This is a genomic window from Brevibacillus sp. DP1.3A (assembly GCF_013284245.2).
GTDB lineage: Bacteria > Bacillota > Bacilli > Brevibacillales > Brevibacillaceae > Brevibacillus.
The window spans coordinates 1,302,788-1,323,123 of sequence record NZ_CP085876.1 but is presented as its reverse complement, the minus strand read 5'-3'; the positions used below and the strand labels follow the sequence as shown (position 1 = coordinate 1,323,123).

Sequence of the window (20,336 nt, the reverse complement as noted above, 5' to 3'; positions counted from 1 at the left end):
GTTCTACTTACTATTCATACGCTTCCCTCCTTGATGCCCGTTTATGCTTTTTTGGGCAAAAAAAATAAAAGCTTCGCCAAAAGCTTGGCGAAGCTTATCCATCATTGTTTTTACCCCTGTTTTTGCAATGGCATCGAATACGTCTGTTCTTGGGTTGCTTTTTGTTTGAAAAACAGGCAAGCTGCCGCGAAAACAATGAGCAGCGATCCCATCAGCCAAAAGATCGTCCACGGCTCCCACACGTCCATCAACAGGCCATTCACATTCGGAGCCAAAATACTGGCGACACCAAAATTGACGCCCGCGATAATTCCTGCGGTAGGAACCATCGATGCTGGTAAAATATCTGCCGAAAAAGCCAATCCCAGCGAGTAAAAGGAACCGACTGCCGCTCCTGCTATGGCCAACAACAGCATCATCAGCCATACGTTTTCACCTGCAAACGGGAACAGGAAGAAGGCCAATCCCCCTACAAGGGCACACACGAGCATGACCTGCTTGCGTCCTATACGGTCACTCAATGCCCCCAGCGGCATCTGCAAGATAATACTTCCCACGACAAACGACGGAAGGATCAACGAAACCCATTCAACGGACAAGCCGGTACGCAAGGCATAAACGGGAAAACTGCCGTTGAGTGACGTCTCCATGAATCCGAACAAAAACGAAGGAATCAGCGCCAGCCAAGCAAGTCGCAAAACAAATGCATACTTGTTTTGCTTCTTTTCCGTTTGCTCGATCTGTGCAGGGAACTCATTTTTGATTCGGTATAATAAGAAGAAGGCAATCAGATACAGAACGAGCAAGCCCCCAAAAGGTACCCAAATCCCCAAATGCAGCACGCTTAAGCCTAATGGACCAATACTAAAGCCCACACCATATGCCAGACCGTAAATGGAAAGATCGCGCCCACGATTCTCGGGAGCTGCGATCTTAGTCACCCACATTTGGCTGGCGTAATGTAAACCGCTATCGCCCACACCCATCAGTAAACGTAATACGAACCAGACCGCCAAATGGCTAAACATCGGGATGAGCGCTGTTGCAATCGTCACCAACAGCAATCCCCATAATATTGTGGATCGGTATCCAATGCGCCGCAGTGGGATTTCCAAAAATGGATTGACCATGACCATCCCAATATACAAGGCAGCGGCGTTGAGTCCGTTCATCACGGATGAAACACCTTGTTTTTCCAATAAAACCGTCAGCATCGGGATCGTCAAGCCTTGGCTTAACCCCGCAATACCGACAACCAAAATCAACACCCAAAAGGTGTAACGTGACTGTGACATGGTGTTGTTTCTCCTTCCTAGCTCCCTACTAAGCACTCTCTACGGAAGCACTCCCCTGTTGAAGCTGATACATTTTTTGATAAAGACCATTTTGCGCCATGAGTTCATCATGTGTACCTCGCTCCATGATTTCTCCACGGGACAAAACAAGAATTTGGTCGGCGTGCTGAATCGTCGACAATCGATGTGCAATGATGAATGTCGTCCTACCTTTTGATAGTACATGCAACGCTTCCTGAATGGCTAGCTCTGTTTCACTGTCAATGCTTGCCGTTGCTTCGTCCAAGATCAGCATGGCAGGATCAGCAGCCAATGCCCGAGCAAAAGAGATCAGTTGGCGTTGGCCTGCGGATAGCGTCATGCCTCGCTCGACGACTGGTTCGTCATACCCACCCGGCAGCTTGGAAATGAATTCATCAGCACGTACAGCTTTTGCAGCCCGCTTCACTTCTTCATCCGTAATCGTATCCTTGTACATACGAATATTGAATCCAATGCTGCCCGTAAACAAGAATGGGTCCTGCAAAACGAGTCCGACATGACTGCGCAATGAATGCGTATCAATCTGTCTCATATCTTGCCCGTCGATCAAAATGCTCCCTTTCGTCACCGGATAGAACCCGAGCAGCAAATTCATCAAAGAGCTTTTTCCCGATCCGGTGTGTCCTACCAACGCAATCGTCTGACCAGGCTGCGCCGAAAAGGAGACGTTTTTCAAGACATAATCGTCACCTTGATAAGCAAAAGATACGTTATCAAAAACAACCTCTCCACGCGGGCGTTCGATTTGTGCACCCGTTTCTTTCTTCTCCGTGGTCTCATCCATAATTTCGAAGACGCGCCCCGCCGAAATAGTCGCCTGCTGCATTTGTGACAACCGATTCATGATCATGTTGATCGGTTCGAAAAAACGCCCCATGTAATCGACAAAAGCAAAAAGCGCACCGAAGGAAATCGCGCTGTGGAAGGAAGTCGAGCCGTAATACCAGACGATCAGGGTCAAGGAAACTTTCCAGATCAAATCTACCGCTGGGCGCAAAAGCAAGGATTCCAGATTGATCTCTTTCATCCGCACCTTGAAGTAGACCTCGTTTACATCAGCAAACTCTTTTTGTACGCCCTTCTCCCGACGAAATGCTTGCACGATCGTCATGTTCTGGATCATTTCATTAATCGTTGTGTTCATATCACCGAGCTTCGCGCGAATCACCGCATAGTAGCGAGAGCTGTACTTTTGATACACGTAGACTAACAGTACGAGCACTGGCACCGTCAAAAAGCAAAAGAGGGCGAGCTCAGGCTGCAAGATGTAGAGCGCGATCAAGATTCCAATCAAATAAAGAGCGTTCTGTACAAATGTGGCGAGCACACTTACATACAGCTCACGGATGGCTTCTGTATCATTGCTCACACGGGAGACGAGCGCACCTACTGGCGTTTTGTCAAAAAAGGCAACCGGGAGCTTTTGCAAATGGATAAACAGCTTCATCCGCATTTGCTGAATGATGCGCTGAGCGATCTTTTGCAGCCACAAAATCTGGACGTAGTTAAAACCAGCTGAGAGCAAGATCAGTGCTCCATAACCTACAGACAGCCAGACAATGGGCAGGACATCCCCTTGATACATCGCCTTAACTTCCTCTGCGGTCAGCCGAATCCCTGTGGAGGTCGTCTTTTGACCTGATTGATCCTTGGTTGTTACCTCGAAGCGTTCCCTGCCGTTTTCTGACGCAATCGGGGTAAATTGCTTCTCTGTGTTTGGATTCACCTTGCCGGAAACCAAGTAATAGGTCGTGCCTTCTGTCAGCACGGTTACTTCTTTTTGATTGATACTGTCCAAAGCAAGACCCGTCTTTGCTGCTACATCTTCACGAATATAGTTCGTACCGTTCAGTGAGGCGACTTGCCCCACTGCTTGTGGTGGCACTTCGTCTAGTTGATACCAAGGCTTCTGGATCGCCAGGATGTGATTATCAATCATGACCTTGGCTAAAAAAGGACCCGCCAACTCTGCACTCGTTCCCAGCAAGAGCAGGAACAGCGCGCCTAGTATTTGCTTTTGAAATGGTCTGGCGTACTCGGTCAAACGCCCCCATACATTTTCTTTGCTCATGAAACGTTTTCCCCCTCTCTCAACCAGCCACATCCTGTTCCATTTGCTGACGGCGGTACTGCTCTGCATACCAGCCGTTGTGCTGCATCAGCTCGTCATGTGTCCCCCGCTCGACGATCTGCCCCTCATCCAGCACAAGAATCAGTTGTGCGTGCTGGACGGCAGACAGACGATGAGCGGTAATAATCGTCGTTTTATCCGCGCGCTCCTGTCTCAGATGACGAAGAATACTCTCCTCAGTCCGCGCGTCCACAGCCGATAAAGAATCGTCGAGAATCAGGATACCCGCATCCATCAAAAGAGCGCGCGCAATGGAAACCCGCTGTTTTTGCCCCCCGGAAAGGGTGACCCCCTTCTCTCCAACCATGGTTTGCAATCCATCTCTGAATTGCGCCAGATCTCTCTTCATCTCCGCAAGCTCCAACGCATGCATCACGTCCTCGGTCGTCGCTTGTGGTTTCCCGAATGTAACATTTTCTGCAATCGTCCGTGAGAACAGCAAATGCTCCTGAGGCACATAGCCGATTTTTTCCCGTAGCGTATCGAAAGCGAGCCCTTCGATCGGGATGCCCCCGATAAACAGAGCTTGTTCCTTCATCTGATATTGATGCAATAAGGCACGGCACAACGTCGACTTGCCGCTTCCTGTCCGTCCAACAATCCCAAGCGTCTCTCCTTCGCCCAAACGAAACGAGATATCAATGAGTGCCGGCTTGTCAGTGCCCGGATACGTAAAGGAAAAATGGCGTGCTTCTACGGTATTAGCGATTTGGCTCGTGACCGGATTCGCTGCCTCCGTCACATCTGGCTGCTCCACCATTAGCTCTGTAAAACGCTTGTGGGAAGCACCACCGCGTTGCAATACATTGACCAGCCAACCAAAGGCGAACATCGGCCAAATTAAAAGTCCCAAGTATAAATTGAACGCAACCAAATTCCCTAAGGAGATAGCGCTAGTGAACACCAAATACGTCCCATAGCCCAGCCCGATCAAAAAGCTGAAGCCAATAATAATCGCGATTGTCGGCTCGAACAGGGCGTCGATCCGCGAAACGCTCACATTTCTCTCCAACGTTTTTTCACTGACTCGGCGATATGCCTCAATATCGGCCTTTTCCTGAACAAATGCTCTCAATACCCGAACGCCTGACACAGATTGTTGGACATGATCATTCATCTCTCCGAAGGCTTCCTGCGCCAAGTAAAAACGCTCATGCAGCAACTTTCCATAGTACGCCGTTGACCATGCCAAAAACGGCATCGGGATCAGTGCAGCCAGCGTCAGCTTCCAATCAATCGCAGTCACCATGACGCCCAGCGTTAACACGGTCATGAACAGCGCATCGACAAGCGTAAGCACCCCTGTACTAGCGGTTTGTTCAATGGCAGGAATGTCGTTGGTAGCGACGGCCATCAAATCCCCACTGCGCTTGCGATGAAAAAACGACGGGGTCATTCTCGTCAAATGGGCAAACAGTCGCTCGCGCAACGTCCTCTCCAGTATCAAGGCTCCCCCATTTAACAAGTACCGCCAGAGAAACCGCAATCCATACAAGCTAACACCCAATACGAGCAAGATGACCACTGTTTGCGTCAAGTCAGCGTCCGTCAGGGAACTGTTACGAATCGAATCCACCGTGTCCCCGATTAATTTCGGCGGCCAAAGCATGAGGACATCGATGATAAACAGCACAGAGATTCCAATGACGTACCGTTTCCAATAAGCACGGAAAAACCAAGATAATTGCCGAAGTGTCTGCATGTAAATCACCTCTATTTTTTAAACCTAACAGCACGACTAAAAAAGGGCTTGCGAATCACACGCAGCCCTCTTGATCTGTCTTCACCATCGTAATTTACAGAATTTTCATTGTCAATCGAAGCATACAGTTCAATCTACTATTTTTTATCGGTTTTCCAGTCAAGCCATTCCTCTTTTAGCAAGCTGTAAGTGGCATGATCCACGTAATGATTGTAAAGGAATTCATTCCGGCGTAGTATCCCCTCCAGTTGAAACCCTAATCGTTCCGGAATCGATCTGCTCTTGTAGTTTTCCGTAGCAGCCTGAATCGTTACTTTTTCCAAATCCCATGACCCGAAGATCAATACGTCCAAGTAGGTCGCCACTGCTTCCGTCATTAGGCCCTTACCCTGAAATTGCGCACCTAGCCAATAGCCAATGGACGTCTTTTTGTTGATCCAATCCACCGTATGCACGCCGACTGTACCAGCCAGACGTCCTTGGTACCAAATGCCGTAGTTGATACCGCGATTATCGTTGTACTGATGAATCGTCGCTTGGATGAATTGGCGCGAATCCTCTACCTTCTTCGTATAATTCAGCCACGGCAGCCATTCCATAAGATTCTCCCGGTTCGAATCCGTAAGCAAAAATAACTCCTCAGCATCGGCTAATTCTAATTGTTTCAAGTACGTATCTTCATTGATTGCTATCCGTTGAATCGTTTGCATACGAATCTCCCCTTTTCTTGGATATTTTACTGGAAAACGCCAAAATGAGCAAAAAGCGTCCGCCAGCAACAACAGGGCGAACGCTTATACATCATTCTTTTATTTTTTGCTATTGCCGATCTCTTCCGGCTTGAAAATACCTGTCTCCGTGACGATTGCTGTAATGTACTTCGCAGGCGTTACATCGAACGCAGGATTGTACACCTTGATATCGTCTGGAGCTACCTGTTTGCCCAAACCATGGGTAATTTCCTCGGCTGGACGCTCTTCAATCGGAATATCTGCGCCTGTCGGTGTCTCCAGATCAACAGAGGACAAGGGGGCTGCCACGTAAAAAGGAATGCCGTGAGCTTTTGCCAATACCGCTACCCCATACGTACCGATTTTGTTGGCGACATCGCCATTCGCTGCTACGCGGTCTGTACCCACGATGACAGCCTCTACTTTGCCTTGGGACATAACCATCGCCGCCATGTTGTCGCAGATGAGCGTCACATCAATTCCAGCTTGCTGCAATTCGAAGGCAGTAAGACGAGCGCCTTGCAGGACAGGACGGGTTTCGTCTGCGTACACCTTCAGATTCCAACCGCGTTCCTTTGCCAAATAAAACGGAGCGGTAGCCGTACCGTACGCTGCTGTAGCCAATGCCCCTGGATTACAGTGCGTGAGAATTCCCATACCGTCATGCAACAGAGTGAGCAAATGCTCTCCGATGGTCCGGCATACTTCAGCATCTTCCTTTTGAATCGTCAGTGCTTCATCGAGCACTGCTGCCTTCAATTCGGCAATCGAAGCTCCGCTTTCTGTTTCAACACGAGCTTTGATTCGATCCAACGCCCAGAACAGATTCACGGCTGTCGGACGGGAAGAGCCCAGATAGTCTGCCTGCTGGTTCAGTTCCTGCCAAAACTCGTCGTAGTTACTCGCTTCACTGCCACGAATGCCCAGGTAGAGCCCGTAAGCTGCTGCCATGCCAATCGCCGGTGCGCCACGCACTTCCAAGCGACGAATGGAACCCCATACTTGCTCGGAGGTAGTCAAGTTCAAATAGATTGTTTCTACTGGCAAACGCGTCTGGTCAAGCAAGACCAGTGCGTCATTCTCCCACTTAACAGGTGCCAATTGGGTGCTGGTTGTCATACTGTCGTTGCCTCCTGATAGTAACGTTCGGTCACAGTGCGTACGATGTCCGTGATATCTGTCGATTCGTCTATGCCGCCGCGACCGAGAATCAGCGCTTCTCCAATCGAGAGAGCCAGACGCTCTGCTTCTGCGCGAGTCTGGTCATCTTCAATGGCATTCAGGTCCGCTACGCCTGCCAAGCCGATGACACGGCGCAAGATTTTGCATCCGGCATAGCCTGCTGTATCCTGAATCAAGCGCTTCACGTAGCTTTGCCACAGCCCTTCGACATGGGCGCTGCGCTCTTTGGCGTGCTTGTGCCAGAGCTGAACAAATTGCGAAACGAATTCATTCCAGACATCCTCGACCGTTTCCAGTAAGTATTCGCGGTACGCTTCCCGTTCTCCTTGATCTTTTTGTAAACCGTGTTGTCCTGCGTAGTTGAGCAATAGATTGGCAATGACCGCCCCGATGTCAAAACCGATTGGGCCATAGTAAGCGAACTCTGGATCGATTGCTTTCAGGCTGTTTTCCGTGATAAAAATACTTCCGGTATGCAGGTCACCATGTAGCAGCGCTTCTGAGCGAGTAAGGAAATCGTATTTCAGCTTGGCGATTTCCAGCTTCAGCGGCCTGTTGTTCCAAATCGCCTCGACTTCCCGGCGAATCAACGGGTTGAAGTCGTTGGTAGGCGCATTTTCATACGGATCGGTAAAGACGAGGTCTTCTGTGATTTTGCATAATTCTGGATTTATGAATGTTCCGACTAGCGCTTTTTTATCGTACGGATGAGCGCCCAGATCGGATGTAAAGAACAAGGTTTGCGCGAGAAAACGACCAATTTGCTTCGCGAATAGCGGGTACCGCTTTCCTTCGATCAGACCTTTGCGCATGATGATATGGTCCCCGACGTTTTCCATGACAGTCAACGCAAGCTCCCCGTCGAAATGATACACCTGCGGCACCAGGTCTGGAACGTATTTGTGCTGAATGCGGAGTGCCTCGCTCTCGATGCGAGCCCGATCAATCGTAAGCGGCCAAGATTCTCCCACGACGCGGGCAAAAGGCAGCGCTTGTTTGACAATGACACTCTTACCGGATGCTGGCTCCTGAATGTCAAAAACCAGATTGAGGTTGCCATCCCCGATTTCGCGGCTGATCAGCTCTGCTCCTTCGCTAAAAAGACCCGGTATTCCTTTTACGTACTCCACTGCTTCCTGTTCAGTCAATGCGCGATATGCCATGATTCCAAAACTCCCCTCTACGTATTTTTTCTCTATCTCTATTTGTTTTGTTTGAGTACCTGGAGCAATAAAAAGACCTCTTTTCCCGAAGAAAAGAGGTCGTGTCGTCACGTGTAAGAACCGTGTTGATGTCCCCCTTATCTTCCAGACTACTTTTGTTTCTGCAGGAATTAGCACCGTGCATGTCGCCTGTCAATCAGTCGCTTTGTCGCGTCTGAATGGCGTCATGTCGGTTGCCGGGTATCATCGGGCCAGTCCCTCCACCTTCTCTGGATAAGGTATCCAAATCGTATTCGGTTTTTGATTTAGTTTGAATCATACAACCAACGCTTCCACGATGTCAACACCCTTTTGTGCAAAAATTCGCACCTTGCAATTAGTAGGTGTGATGAGTTCCCGATGCCGAAGGGGTATCCCAATTCCACCAGTCTACTTTGCCTAAAAACGCTGCTGTTATCGACTTTTCGGTCTTGAGCTTAAGCAGTTCTTTCGTAGGTCCGGTCAGGACAGCGCCATAGATTCGCACTCCGTTTTGTTGCATGTAGTTGTATCGTTCTGTAATTTGCGGGTCGCTACGAAATAACAAGGATCTGCCGATATCGCGAGTCAAACCTTCTTGCTCGGACAAATACTTCATTTCGTTCAGATAAGTCGCCATCCGCCTATCCCCTTCCCCGTTTACAAGAATAGGGCCACCATAATTCAGCTCCCTTTCTGCAAAACCCCATACTTTTCCCGGTCCTAACATCAATTGTCCCTCTTGACTCTCTTTGGTCTCGATCCCTGTGTCTACGGCAAACCAAACTGTATCTTGTCCCGAAGAGGAAACATGGCTCGAAACCAATTCATAGTACTCCTCGTACGTCAGAAAGCGATCAAAGGAAATCGCAAGCTGAGAAACCGTTCCCTCTGGTAGCTTCTCCATCGTCGTCCAGGCAGGTGAAGTGCGCGATTCCGTATCCACCATTTCCCCGTCTGTCGGATAACGGAAATACAGCTTCTGTTCCCTAACCCCATCCGGCCATTTCGGCCCAGCGTTTACTTTCCACAGCACATTTGTGCTTTCAAAGCGGCCAGCGTTCTTTTCTTCCGCTCCAACTCTTTCACGCAGCTCCATGCTGATATTGCCGTAAAACAATCCCACCTGCGAGCCACTCCCGCCTACACTAACACCTGGTTGAGTAAAATTAACCATCGACTTCGCAACGCGGAACAGATCTTCATGCATCAGTGACCCAACCCAGCCATTCAGAATCAGCAACACAACTCCGGCAAAAAAGGGAAGCACTATGGTGAATCCAGCGTTGCTCAACCGATTTTTCCATTTCCCCCGGCGAACAATGGCGCGCTGTTTTTCAGCCGACAGCGTTTCAGGCTGTTTTGTCTTCACGTTGCCCGCTCCCGTTTCTTCCCCCAGCAAAAGCCTCTCCAACCGCTGTGCGTATTCCTCGTCAGCGGCTATTTCCTCCTCGAATTGTTTTGAATCTTCTTCCGCCATTTCCCCACGCAAATAAGCAACCAGCCTTTGTTCGCGATTATTCTCATCCTTGTTCATCACAGGCTTTCCTCCCTCCACAACTGCCGCATCTTTTGTCGTCCACGAAACAAGGAACGCTTGACGTCTGCCAGCTCGATCCCGAGTACCTCTGCCATTTCCGCGTAGGAAAACTGCATGGCAGACAACAAAATGACCTGTCTCTGCTTTTCCGGAAGTTGCTCCAAATAGTCATGGGCCACTTCCCACAGCTCCTTGTTCACGACATGCTCTGCCGGATCAACCGCCGAATGATCACGTCGCTCTGGCAGGGCTTCCACATACGCAAACCGTTGTTTCGTCTTCTTGCGATAGCCGTCCACGAAAGCGTGATAGGCCACCTTGAATAGCCAAGGCCGTACTTTTTCCCCACGGTAGTCGTCCAAGGAAGAGAAGGCGCGACAAAAGGTTTCCTGTGTCAGATCCTCTGCCAGCCTTTCATCTCGTGTCAGCCGGAAAAGATAGCGGTAAATATCGTTTACATGCAGCTGGTACACATCCTCCAGACCTACTTTCCCAAGCCGTTCACACCCCTTCATCCCTTACCACGAAGGAATTGTCAAAAAGTTTCACCTTCATCTCATTTTTCTGATAACCTGCTGCACATTCTCTACAAAAACAAAGATTGACTCCTGAGAATGAACGTCATATCATGGGGGAAACGAATAACTCTTATCGCGAGCTGGCTGAGGGACTGGCCCTATGATGCCCGGCAACCGGCGCTATACCATGAATCGTACGTTGAAAATGCGTACCTTGGATAGCGAAACGGTGCTAATTCCAACGGATAAGAGTCGAGATAGAGCCTTTTTGGCTTGTCTCGGCTACTGACCCGAGAGATGAGAGGAGACGAGACGCTTTCATAGTCGACAACCGCTCCTCCCCACTCAATGGGGAGGCTTTTTTTAATCATTCAAGGAGGATGAGACGTACCATGAGTGAACAACGTATCCTCGTCACCTATCTCACACAAGCAAAAGACTTGAATAAGAAAGCGCAAGCCATTGCTGTCGGTATGACAGTCGGTTCCTGGACGGACCTGCCGCTTGCCAAGCAAGCTGAGCTAGCGCCGTATCTCGGTGAAGCCGTGAGCGCGACACCACTTGAAACACTGGAAAACGGAGAAACACGCGGTTTGATTACCGTCAGCTATCCGACCCGCAATTTTACAGCAGACATTCCATCCTTGTTGACCGGAATATTCGGCAAACTGTCGATGGATGGCAAAATCAAGCTCATCGACATCGTTTTCCCTGACTCATTCCTTCAGGCTTTTCCTGGACCGAAGTTCGGCATCGATGGTCTTCGCGAACGTTTAGGGGCACATAACCGTCCGCTCTTGATGAGCATTTTCAAATCGTGCCTAGGCCTTCCTTTTGACGACCTAAAAACGCAATTCCGGGCACAAGCCTTGGGCGGAGTCGATCTGGTGAAAGATGACGAAATCTTCTTTGCAGATGAGCGCGCTCCTTTTATCGAACGGATCAAAGCGTTCAAGCAGATCGCTCAGGAGACAGAAGCCGAAACAGGCAAGCCCGTCCTCTATGCAGCCAACCTGACTGGACCTGTGCATGAGCTGAACGAAAAAGCGAAACGTGCGGTAGATGCAGGTGCTGACTGCCTCTTGTTCAATGTACTGGCCTTTGGATTCGATGCCCTGCACCGTTTGGCAGCCGATCCTGATGTACACGTACCGATCATGGCGCATCCAGCATTGGCAGGCGCTTACTATCCATCACCTGACTACGGTATCGCCACCCCGCTTCTGCTCGGAACGTTGATGCGTGTAGCTGGGGCAGATTTGGTGCTCTTCCCATCTCCATATGGCAATGTCGCCTTGGACAAAACAGAAGCGTTGCAGCTCGCCAAGCATTTGACTGACCCACTGAATGGTGTACGCCGTTCCTTCCCGGTTCCGTCTGCCGGCATTCACCCAGGGTTGGTTCCACAGCTGTATCAAGACTTTGGTTTAGATCAAATCGTCAATGCAGGAGGCGGAATCCACGGTCATCCCGGTGGAGCAACCGCAGGAGCGAAAGCATTCGTTGCCGCAATTCATGCAGTCACCGCAGGCCGAACATTGGAAGAAGCTGCCGCGGAATCACAAGAGCTGGCGATCGCCTTGGAAAAGTGGGGTGGCGCACGATGAGCAAGAAGCTCGTCCTGTTCTGCGATTTCGACGGAACGATTACCGAAAAAGACAACATTGTAGCAATTGTCCGCAAGTTTGCTCCCCCTGAGTGGGAAGCCTTGACGGAGCAAATCCTTTCGCAAAAAATAAGCGTTCAAGAAGGGGTTGGCAAGCTGTTTCAACTCTTGCCCTCCTCCTTCCGCCAGGACATTATTGATTTTATTGTCCAAGAAGCGACGATTCGCCCGGGATTTGCTGAATTCGTGAGCTATTGCCGCGAAGAAGGCATCGAGCTGTTGATCACGAGTGGCGGCATCGACTTTTTCCTGGAGCCTATCCTGGCACCTTTCGATCTCACCGATGTGCCGATTTACTGCAATGGCAGTGATTTCAGCGGAGAGCGGATCACCATTACGTGGCCAAACGCTTGCGATGAACAGTGCACGAACGGCTGCGGCATGTGCAAGACGACGATTATCCGTCGTTACGATCCAGAGAACCATTTCCGTATCGTCATCGGCGACTCCATCACTGATTTGGCTGGAGCCAAAATCGCTGACTATGTGATTGCCCGTCACTTCCTCGCTGACAAGGCGGAAGAGCTGCAATTGCCGCATAGCAAGTTTGCTACGTTCCACGATGTGATTCGCATTTTACAGCACGTCCAACAGGAGGTCGTCTAATTCATGACTGCAACACTCGAACAACGTCTGGATGCCTTTCGCCGTCTGGATGACGCCAAGCTGACATTTGCCCGCCGGGACTGGTTTCCCGGCACTAGTGGCAATCTCTCGATTAAGATACAAAACGATCCCTTGCAATTTGCCGTAACGGCAAGCGGCAAAGACAAAACCAAGCTGTCCCCCGAAGATTATCTGGTCGTGGATCAAGACTCGCGTCCGGTGGATGAAACTACGCTCAAGCCTTCCGCGGAAACACTCATCCACGCCGTCGTCTACAAAACGTTCCCGAAGGCGGGTGCTTGCTTCCACGTCCATACCGTATGGAACAACCTCATTTCCGAGCTGTACTTTGGACAACGCGCTTTCTCCATTCAAGGACAAGAGCTGATCAAGGGACTCGGAATCTGGGAAGAAAACGCGCGCATTACTGTTCCGATTGTTGAGAACTTTGCCGATATTCCGACCTTGGCTACCGAAATTGAAAAAGTGATCACACCAGAAGTTCCCGGTGTACTCATCCGTAACCACGGTATCTACACGTGGGGCGGCAATGACTTCGAGGCCAAGCGCCACCTGGAAGCTTTTGAATTCCTATTCGAGTATCACGCCCGCTGGCTGCAATTGCGCCAAGCAGTCGTGTCCACTACAACCACCAATTAAGGAGGAATAAACGATGGCACAAATTCGTTTTCACGACAACAATGAGTACATCTCAGCACCCGAGGAAGTTGTCTCCTTCCTAGACACCCAAGAGATCATTTACGAAAAATGGGGCGTGGATCGCCTTGATCCGAAGCACCGTGATAACTACAGCCCGACAGACGAGGAAAAACAAGAGATTCTCGACACCTTCAAGCCGGAAATCGATGCGATCAGCCAACGTCGCGGTTACTTGACAGCGGACATTATCGTCCTCTCTGACAAAACCCCTAACCTTGACGAGCTGCTGGTGAAATTCAAGGGCGAGCATCACCACACAGACGATGAGTGCCGCTTCTGCGTCGATGGTCACGGCATTTTCGCCATCAAAGGCAAAGATGACCGCTACTTCGACGTCGAGCTGGAGCCAGGCGATCTGATCTCCGTACCACCGAACTACCGCCACTACTTCACCCTGATGGACGACCGCAAAATCAAAGCGATTCGCCTGTTCGTCACTCCTGCTGGCTGGGAAGCAATCTATTAATAACGAACCCCTTGGCATTTACTGATTGCCAGGGGGTTTTGTCTTTTACCCTTCACTTTATGACGCCATTTCCCTTAATCGATACGTTTGGCTTGACTTCAACTGTTGCATTGGAAAAAGCTTTCGTCCAATCATCCTCTACCTTTTTGTATTCCTTATATTCATAGGCACGCGCATAGAGACCAAACCCAAATGGGTCTACACCGATTTCCTGGCATTTCTTGATTAACTTCATGTAATCCTTCTGTAACTCGTCACTGATCATTCGCTCCATCTTTTTGTAGTCCTTTTTCATGTCGTACGGAAACATTCGCTCCGATACGGACACTCGCAAGTTGAAATGAACGTCAAAATGAAATCGACCGTTCTGATAGGTTGTTTTTACTTTTTTTTTGACTCCTTTGATAAAAAAACTGATCCTGTCTTTCACAATTTGATTGTGTGCGTTCGGCTCTTTAATCGGGATGGTGACGGACAGTTCCCCTTGTTTTTCATGGAGCAGCGTTTGCAAAAGAATGGTATCCCGCGGTTCTATCGAGCCTGCGTACGTTCCATTTTCTTTTAACAAAGCCGTCCCCATTACCTTGACCGCCTTCTTTTCTTTCTTCAACTCAGTCAGGGTAGACGTCATCCCTTTTTCATACATTTGCCGATGGAGCTCCTGCGCCCTCGTCTTTACCGTCAGATTTCTGCTATTGGCTGTGTCTATCAGCTTTGTTACATGAATAGACAGACGAGGCTTGTCCTTTGGTTTAAAATCAAACAACTCATTCACTGGACCATCATGTACAGCCATGCGGGCGTTGACACTGAACTTTGCATCCCGAAAAACGACATCCAGCAACCGAAACCAGTCCGGGTGAGCCAGCAGTTTTTTCCCCATTACAAGCACCTGAATTTTGCCTGGTTGGGTCAAGCCTGTCACTCGCTCATCAAAGCCCATTCTCGCCTCTCTAATCGTAGATGACCGGATACCGTATTGCTCAGATTTTTCCTTTGCTTCCCGACTGAACACAGGGCTTGAGATATAATAGAGAAGCTCGTTTTTTTCGTTCAAATCAATTCCGACCATCAGCGATAAAGTGGTATCCTCCAAATTGATCTGATCCTTGCATCCTGCCAACATGATTACCAGCAAGCTCCATAACAGAATCTGAGCAAATGCCCTCATGCTTTTTTCCCTCCTTCCGCTCGTTTCGATAGCCTGATCGGTCCCCAAGCCAGTAACGGAAGCGTATAAGCAAAGAACAATCCTGTATAGCTCCAAATTTGTGACGCTTTCTTCAGATCGATAAAGGATGGCGTATATAACCATACCGCCACTGGAACTAAAAGAAGGAACAGACGCAAATGCTTGCGGTGATCCTTCATGCCGAATAACTGACTGGATGAAAAGACACAAAAATAGATGTACGGCGATACAGTTGTTGACAATATAAACAAATAACTAGAGAGAAATAGAATATCGACACGTTCCAAAAAACGGAACTCGATGGCTTTCCATAGATTGAGCGTAGGCCATGTATACTCCGTGATTTCATCGGGGCTAAAATAAGCAAAGCAAACGATGATGACAGATATATACACAAGCATCGTCAATGTATTCGCAATGACAATGCCGAGAGACGCATATTGCTTTTTTTGCAAAAAAGGGTAGGCGAAATAACCAATTTCAAATCCAAGAAAAGAGAGTACCGTGGATTTGCTCGCTTCCCATATTGGATGCCAGCCATCCTTGATTACTGGCAGCAGGTTTAACCAATTCACTTCTCGATAAGCCGTCGTGAGAACAAAAGGTATCCAAAGTGTAAGATAGAACACGAGCTCGGCGTACCTTCCAATCGCGCGAACCCCTCCCTGGACAATAAGATAGGTCGGCAGAGCAAAAAGGAATACGACGACATAGGCCGGTGTCTGAGACAGGAGCCACACATTAATAATTCCCGTGGCATTTATCATCAAAACGAACGCCGCTATCCCGCAATAAATGGACATCAAAGCAATAGCGACACGACCGAGCCACTTGCCCAGGATCAATGGAAATATATCGATAATCGTCTTCTCCGGGTACTGCTTCATCATGTTCGTGATGACAAGACTGACTAGCGTTGCCCCAAGCCATCCAATCAAAAGCGATATCCATCCATCGGTGCTCGCCTTCTCCGCCAATTCTCTGGGAATCGTCAATACTCCGATCCCTACTTGTGCCCCATGAATGAGGAGAATGTACTGGAGGACGCTCAATTGGTTGTATGTATACTTTTTCATCACCCGTCCTCCCTTGGCCGATTATCCCCCTGCCTTTGCTCCTCAATCGTGTGGGCTGACAGGGGACGATCTTTCATTTTCCATAGTGGCAGGCGGATAAACAAATCTTTCCAATCTCCGAAACGCACAGGGGCAAGAGGGCTTCCATAAGGAACACCTAATGATTCCAGCGTAATTAAATGGCCAATCAGTGTCATTAATCCCACTATAATTCCAACGAACCCAAACATCGCAGCAAGTATCATCATCAAAAATCGAATTAGCCTAACTGCCGAGGCCATATCGTAGTTCGGGATAATAAAAGATGAGATCGCTGTAAATGCAACGACGATCACCATAATGTTGCTTACAATCCCCGCTTGTACGACCGCTTGACCGATCACGATACCCCCTACGATACCGACGGTTTGTCCGATAGGCGCTGGCAAGCGAATCCCCGATTCCCTGAGCATTTCCAGTGTGAGCTCCATAATGAATGCCTCTAACAAGGGAGGGAATGGAACCTTTTCGCGGGACTCTCCGACTGACAAAATCAAATCGAGTGGGATCACCTCATAATTGAAAGAAATCACCGCAATATAAATCGCGGGTAAAAAAGTAGCAATCAAGAATGCCAAGTAGCGAAGCAATCGGATGAACGTAGCGACAGGCCAGCGCGTACCGTAATCGTCAACATTTTGAAAAAAGGAAACGAAAGTAGCTGGTCCGATTAATACGCTTGGAGAGCGATCGACAACGACGACAATCTTCCCTTGCAAGATGTGAGAGGCGACTGTATCTGGCCGTTCTGAAGTCAAAAACTGAGGAAACAGAGAGTAAGGATTATCCTCGATATACTCCTCCAGTTCAGACGCATTGAGAATCGAGTCAACCTTGATGCTCTTGAGCCGATCTTCCAGTTCCTGTAATATTTCCGGATTCGCCACATCAGCCAAATAGATGATCGAAAGCTTTGAAAGGCCTCTTTCTCCTAACCACATTTCTTTTATTTTCATTTCACGGTTGGGAATATAGCGGCGAATGAGGGCAATGTTATGCGTGTCCGTTTCGACAAACCCTTGGTGTCCGCCCTTCAGCGCAGCCTCCAACTGCGGGTCTTCTATCGCCCGCTGCGGCCATCCATTCGTTTCGATCACAAGCACTTCTTTTCGACCCTCAATAAATAAAAGACTGCTCCCAAGCAAAATCTCGGTTTCTACTTTGCGAAAGTCGTAGGCAACCGATACCTTTCCGACAGATAACAGGTCAAAAATACTCGATTTCTCACCCGCTGGATGTGACAAAAGCGGACGAAGCACATTGTTATTAATCGAGTTTTTGTCAACCAAGCCATTCAAGTAGACGAGTGTAACCATGCCCTCTATATGCTGGCACGCAAAGGTTCGAATGACCAAATCGGGTGTCAGCGTGAAAATCGCATTCAGCTCCGCAAGGTTATCACTTAATCGTTCACTGATCTCCCGAACACGGATAGGCTCACTCGAGTGGCTCATCCTGTCTTTGACAGATGTCTTTTTTCTTCTCAGCCACCCTCTCATCGCCATCTCCTACAGCTCCCGCCCTCTTACGAAGTATGTTCCATTAGCGTTCGTGAGAGCTTCCCAAAATATGCATGCGACTTGGCACATTCTGCCGCTGAATCGAATAAATCCCAACGCCATGCAAATACTGTTGGGAGTACGAGATTACTTTGGCGGGGAAATCATGAAAAACGGATTATCTTTTACACAAATCGTCGTCATGCTGCTTTTAACCAACGGATTGATGAACCATGTCATCGTCATTCCGATGATGCTAGATTCGGCCAAAAGAGACTCCTGGATCTCGGTTTTGTTAGCTGGGCTGCTTTACTTGTTGTGGACTGGTTTACTCTATACGGTCTATAAAAAAACAGAGAATGAGCATCTGTTCCAGTGGATGAAAAAGACTTACGGCTTCCCTCTGTATTTCGTTTTGGCGCTACTGACATGTGTCTACTGCTTCGCAATCGCTACCATGACGATGACCGATACGATTACCTGGATCAATTTATCGTTTGCTCCAGAAACACCACTGGAGGTACATACGATTTTGTTTGCAGTCCTGTGTCTCGTAAATGCCATGTTTGGAATCCGCTCTATCGCTATTACCTCATCTGTTCTTTTGCCATTCGTCGTGCTTTTAGGATTTTTCGTCATGTCTACCAACTTTCCAAACAAGGATTACAGTCTTCTCCTCCCCATCATGGAAAATGGGATGCCCCCTGTTTTAAAGGGAATGATGTATGCGGGCACAGGCTTTGTCGAGCTGCTCCTCTTTTTATTTTTGAAACATCACCTTCAATCCAAAGTGCCGTACTATCAACTATTCATTTTGGCGTTTGTCATGATTGGCCTGACATTCGGCCCAACCTTAGGAGCGATCGTAGAATTCGGACCTGATAAAGCCGGAAAATTGCGCTATCCTGCCTATGAAGAATGGCGACTCGCCAATATTGGCCTGTATATCGAGCATCTCGATTTCCTGAGCATATACCAATGGTTTAGCGGTGCCTTTACGCGAATTTCTCTCTCGCTTTTGCTCATTGTAGAGATTCTGATGATTCCTTATGGGAAGAAACGGATTTGGTGGTTGATCGGGCTCTTTTTCTTCTCATCTGCCCTCTCCCTCTATCCGATAAGTGCGATTCAATATTACAGCCTTTTATCGAAACAGGTTATGCCTAGTCTTTTGGTATTGGCCCTGTCTATTTCCGTCGTTTTTGCTCTCTTGACAGCCTTCGCCCCTAGGAGGAAACAACATGAAGAATCGTAGGTTTGCCAAGGTCAAAGGGTATACGCCAGCATCAGCCGTTATAGAATTGCCCTCGATTTCTGTACAGGCGTTTCAAGATTTGTTTGAAAACTGCAATGACGTATGCGTAGATACACACACCCTGGTCCCAGGGCACTCTCCTACTCGCGTTCATTTTATCTACGCCGACTGCATTTGCGATTTAAATCACATCAGTGAGTACTTGATGCCACAGCTCATCCAGCTTTTTGTCAACGAAGACATTCTCGATGCAGAAGAGTTATTTGAGAAACGGCTCTTTTTCATGAATGAGCTGACGCAGCCGACGAATGTTGATTGGATATGCAGGCACGTTTTTTCCGGAAATTTGTTGCTAGTGTTTGAAGACTTTCAAGCAGTCTATTATGTGGAGACTGGCAATCCTCCTAGGCGCGAACCCGAGGAAACGAATACGGATGCATCAATTAGCGGCCCCCGAGATGGCTTTACAGAAGAAATTAATACGAATCTGGGACTCATCCGTAAACGGCTGCGGACGTATCAATTAAAATTCGTCCCGTATATCATCGGCAGCCACACGCATACCCGTGTTGGTTTGTTATATTTGCAGGACCAAATCGACCCGCAGTTGTTGAAGGAAATTCAAGACAGAATGAATTCGCTTGATAGCAAAGGCATCATTAGTGGTATGCAAGTAGAAGAAAGATTATCTCGCTCACCCTTTACTCTTTTGCCCGAGTTTCAATACACGGGAAGACCCGATTATGTGGTAAATGCCCTGTTAAAGGGACGATTTGCCGTTTTGGTTGATGGCTCTCCCATTTCGCTCATTGGTCCTGTTAACTTTTTCATGCTGCTAAACGCTGCTGAAGATAACAGCTCCTCTGTTTTTTCCGTCGCATTTGTTCGGATTCTGCGACTCGCCTGTGTCCTCATTGCCCTTTTTTTACCCGGCTTTTGGGTTGGACTCATTACGTATCATCAGGAACAGCTTCCCTATACACTCATTGCCACCATCGTCAAATCGAGACAAGGTGTTCCATTACCAGCTGCCTTGGAGGTTTTGCTCATGGTGCTCTTGTTTGATCTATTCAAGGAGGCTGGTTTGCGCCTTCCTCTGTCCATCGGTCAAACACTGTCTGTTGTAGGAGGCCTGATCGTCGGACAGGCAGCGATATCCGCTGGTTTGACCTCCACAGGCAGTCTTGTCATTGTCGCGCTTTCCGTAATGGCTACCTTTACGTTATCCAATCAGCATATCGTCTCGTCAGTCACACTGTTTCGGTTCGGGATATTGCTCTTATGCTCGCTTCTCGGGATGTTTGGCTTCATGATGTCGCTTCTGGCCATGGTTCTGTTCTTTTCCAACATGCGCTCCTTTGGCCTTTACTATTTGTCGCCGCTTGCGCCGACCTCTTGGCCTGACTTGTATAAAACGCTGTTCCGCACACCATGGCGTAAAGTGGAGAAAAGCCCTGAATTCCTGCATAATCCTGAAAAAAGGAAGGGCTCCTGA

17 protein-coding genes and 2 riboswitches are annotated in these 20,336 nt (G+C 48.6%); of the genes, 6 read left to right on the top strand and 11 right to left on the bottom strand.

Annotation, left to right across the window (positions count from 1 at the left end; genetic code table 11):
• Window positions 1-110: 110 nt before the first annotated feature.
• The 8 genes from HP399_RS05990 to HP399_RS05955 form a co-directional block, all read right to left on the bottom strand.
• Window positions 111-1,295, bottom strand: coding sequence for an MFS transporter (locus tag HP399_RS05990; protein WP_173616604.1), 1,185 nt, complete (start codon window positions 1,293-1,295; stop codon window positions 111-113).
• A gap of 28 nt (window positions 1,296-1,323) precedes the next feature.
• A complete protein-coding gene (locus HP399_RS05985) occupies window positions 1,324-3,408 on the bottom strand; it encodes an ABC transporter ATP-binding protein (RefSeq protein ID WP_173616605.1) in 2,085 nt (694 codons plus the stop codon).
• Between the two features lie 19 nt (window positions 3,409-3,427).
• Window positions 3,428-5,170, bottom strand: a complete 1,743-nt coding sequence (locus HP399_RS05980) for an ABC transporter ATP-binding protein (RefSeq protein ID WP_173616606.1) — start codon at window positions 5,168-5,170, stop codon at window positions 3,428-3,430.
• Between the two features lie 137 nt (window positions 5,171-5,307).
• Window positions 5,308-5,880 (bottom strand): GNAT family N-acetyltransferase, encoded by a 573-nt coding sequence (locus HP399_RS05975; protein ID WP_173616607.1) that lies wholly within the window; start codon window positions 5,878-5,880, stop codon window positions 5,308-5,310.
• Window positions 5,881-5,979: 99 nt separating this feature from the next.
• The gene (gene mtnA, locus HP399_RS05970; RefSeq protein WP_173616608.1) at window positions 5,980-7,020 is read right to left on the bottom strand and encodes an S-methyl-5-thioribose-1-phosphate isomerase; all 1,041 of its coding nucleotides are present in this window, start codon (window positions 7,018-7,020) and stop codon (window positions 5,980-5,982) included.
• Window positions 7,017-8,246 carry an S-methyl-5-thioribose kinase gene (mtnK, locus tag HP399_RS05965; RefSeq protein ID WP_173616609.1) on the bottom strand — a complete coding sequence of 410 codons (1,230 nt, stop codon included), beginning with the start codon at window positions 8,244-8,246 and terminating at the stop codon, window positions 7,017-7,019. Before mtnK ends, mtnA begins: the two co-directional genes overlap by 4 nt.
• Before the next feature lie 134 nt (window positions 8,247-8,380).
• Window positions 8,381-8,526, bottom strand: a riboswitch (SAM riboswitch).
• A gap of 96 nt (window positions 8,527-8,622) precedes the next feature.
• On the bottom strand, window positions 8,623-9,801 hold the full coding sequence (locus tag HP399_RS05960) for an anti-sigma factor (protein WP_173616610.1): 1,179 nt from the start codon (window positions 9,799-9,801) through the stop codon (window positions 8,623-8,625).
• Complete coding sequence (locus HP399_RS05955) at window positions 9,801-10,319, bottom strand: sigma-70 family RNA polymerase sigma factor (RefSeq protein WP_217367435.1); 519 nt, start codon at window positions 10,317-10,319, stop codon at window positions 9,801-9,803. The genes HP399_RS05960 and HP399_RS05955 overlap by 1 nt, the downstream gene beginning before the upstream one ends.
• Window positions 10,320-10,449: 130 nt before the next feature.
• Window positions 10,450-10,626: riboswitch (SAM riboswitch) on the top strand.
• An 88-nt stretch (window positions 10,627-10,714) separates the two neighbouring features.
• Between HP399_RS05955 and HP399_RS05950 the strand changes: the two genes are divergently transcribed.
• The 4 genes from HP399_RS05950 to HP399_RS05935 are packed head-to-tail and all read left to right on the top strand — an operon-like array spanning window position 10,715 to window position 13,780.
• Window positions 10,715-11,929 carry a 2,3-diketo-5-methylthiopentyl-1-phosphate enolase gene (locus tag HP399_RS05950; protein ID WP_173616611.1) on the top strand — a complete coding sequence of 405 codons (1,215 nt, stop codon included), beginning with the start codon at window positions 10,715-10,717 and terminating at the stop codon, window positions 11,927-11,929.
• Complete coding sequence (locus HP399_RS05945; RefSeq protein ID WP_173616612.1) at window positions 11,926-12,594, top strand: 2-hydroxy-3-keto-5-methylthiopentenyl-1-phosphate phosphatase; 669 nt, start codon at window positions 11,926-11,928, stop codon at window positions 12,592-12,594. Before HP399_RS05950 ends, HP399_RS05945 begins: the two co-directional genes overlap by 4 nt.
• A gap of 3 nt (window positions 12,595-12,597) precedes the next feature.
• Window positions 12,598-13,254: a methylthioribulose 1-phosphate dehydratase gene (locus HP399_RS05940; protein ID WP_173616613.1), complete on the top strand. Its 657-nt coding sequence runs from the start codon at window positions 12,598-12,600 to the stop codon at window positions 13,252-13,254.
• Window positions 13,255-13,267: 13 nt separating this feature from the next.
• The gene (locus tag HP399_RS05935) at window positions 13,268-13,780 is read left to right on the top strand and encodes a 1,2-dihydroxy-3-keto-5-methylthiopentene dioxygenase (protein WP_017251464.1); all 513 of its coding nucleotides are present in this window, start codon (window positions 13,268-13,270) and stop codon (window positions 13,778-13,780) included.
• 52 nt (window positions 13,781-13,832) lie between these two features.
• Here HP399_RS05935 and HP399_RS05930 read toward each other — a convergent pair whose 3' ends face one another.
• The 3 genes from HP399_RS05930 to HP399_RS05920 are packed head-to-tail and all read right to left on the bottom strand — an operon-like array spanning window position 13,833 to window position 17,592.
• Window positions 13,833-14,951 (bottom strand): Ger(x)C family spore germination protein, encoded by a 1,119-nt coding sequence (locus HP399_RS05930; RefSeq protein ID WP_173616614.1) that lies wholly within the window; start codon window positions 14,949-14,951, stop codon window positions 13,833-13,835.
• Window positions 14,948-16,048, bottom strand: a complete 1,101-nt coding sequence (locus HP399_RS05925) for a GerAB/ArcD/ProY family transporter (protein ID WP_173616615.1) — start codon at window positions 16,046-16,048, stop codon at window positions 14,948-14,950. Before HP399_RS05925 ends, HP399_RS05930 begins: the two co-directional genes overlap by 4 nt.
• Window positions 16,048-17,592 (bottom strand): spore germination protein, encoded by a 1,545-nt coding sequence (locus HP399_RS05920; protein WP_173616616.1) that lies wholly within the window; start codon window positions 17,590-17,592, stop codon window positions 16,048-16,050. Before HP399_RS05920 ends, HP399_RS05925 begins: the two co-directional genes overlap by 1 nt.
• A 64-nt stretch (window positions 17,593-17,656) precedes the next feature.
• On the opposite strand from HP399_RS05920, the gene HP399_RS05915 reads away from it, so the two are divergent.
• Window positions 17,657-18,841, top strand: coding sequence for an endospore germination permease (locus tag HP399_RS05915; RefSeq protein WP_228088456.1), 1,185 nt, complete (start codon window positions 17,657-17,659; stop codon window positions 18,839-18,841).
• Window positions 18,828-20,336: a spore germination protein gene (locus tag HP399_RS05910; protein WP_173616617.1), complete on the top strand. Its 1,509-nt coding sequence runs from the start codon at window positions 18,828-18,830 to the stop codon at window positions 20,334-20,336. The genes HP399_RS05915 and HP399_RS05910 overlap by 14 nt, the downstream gene beginning before the upstream one ends.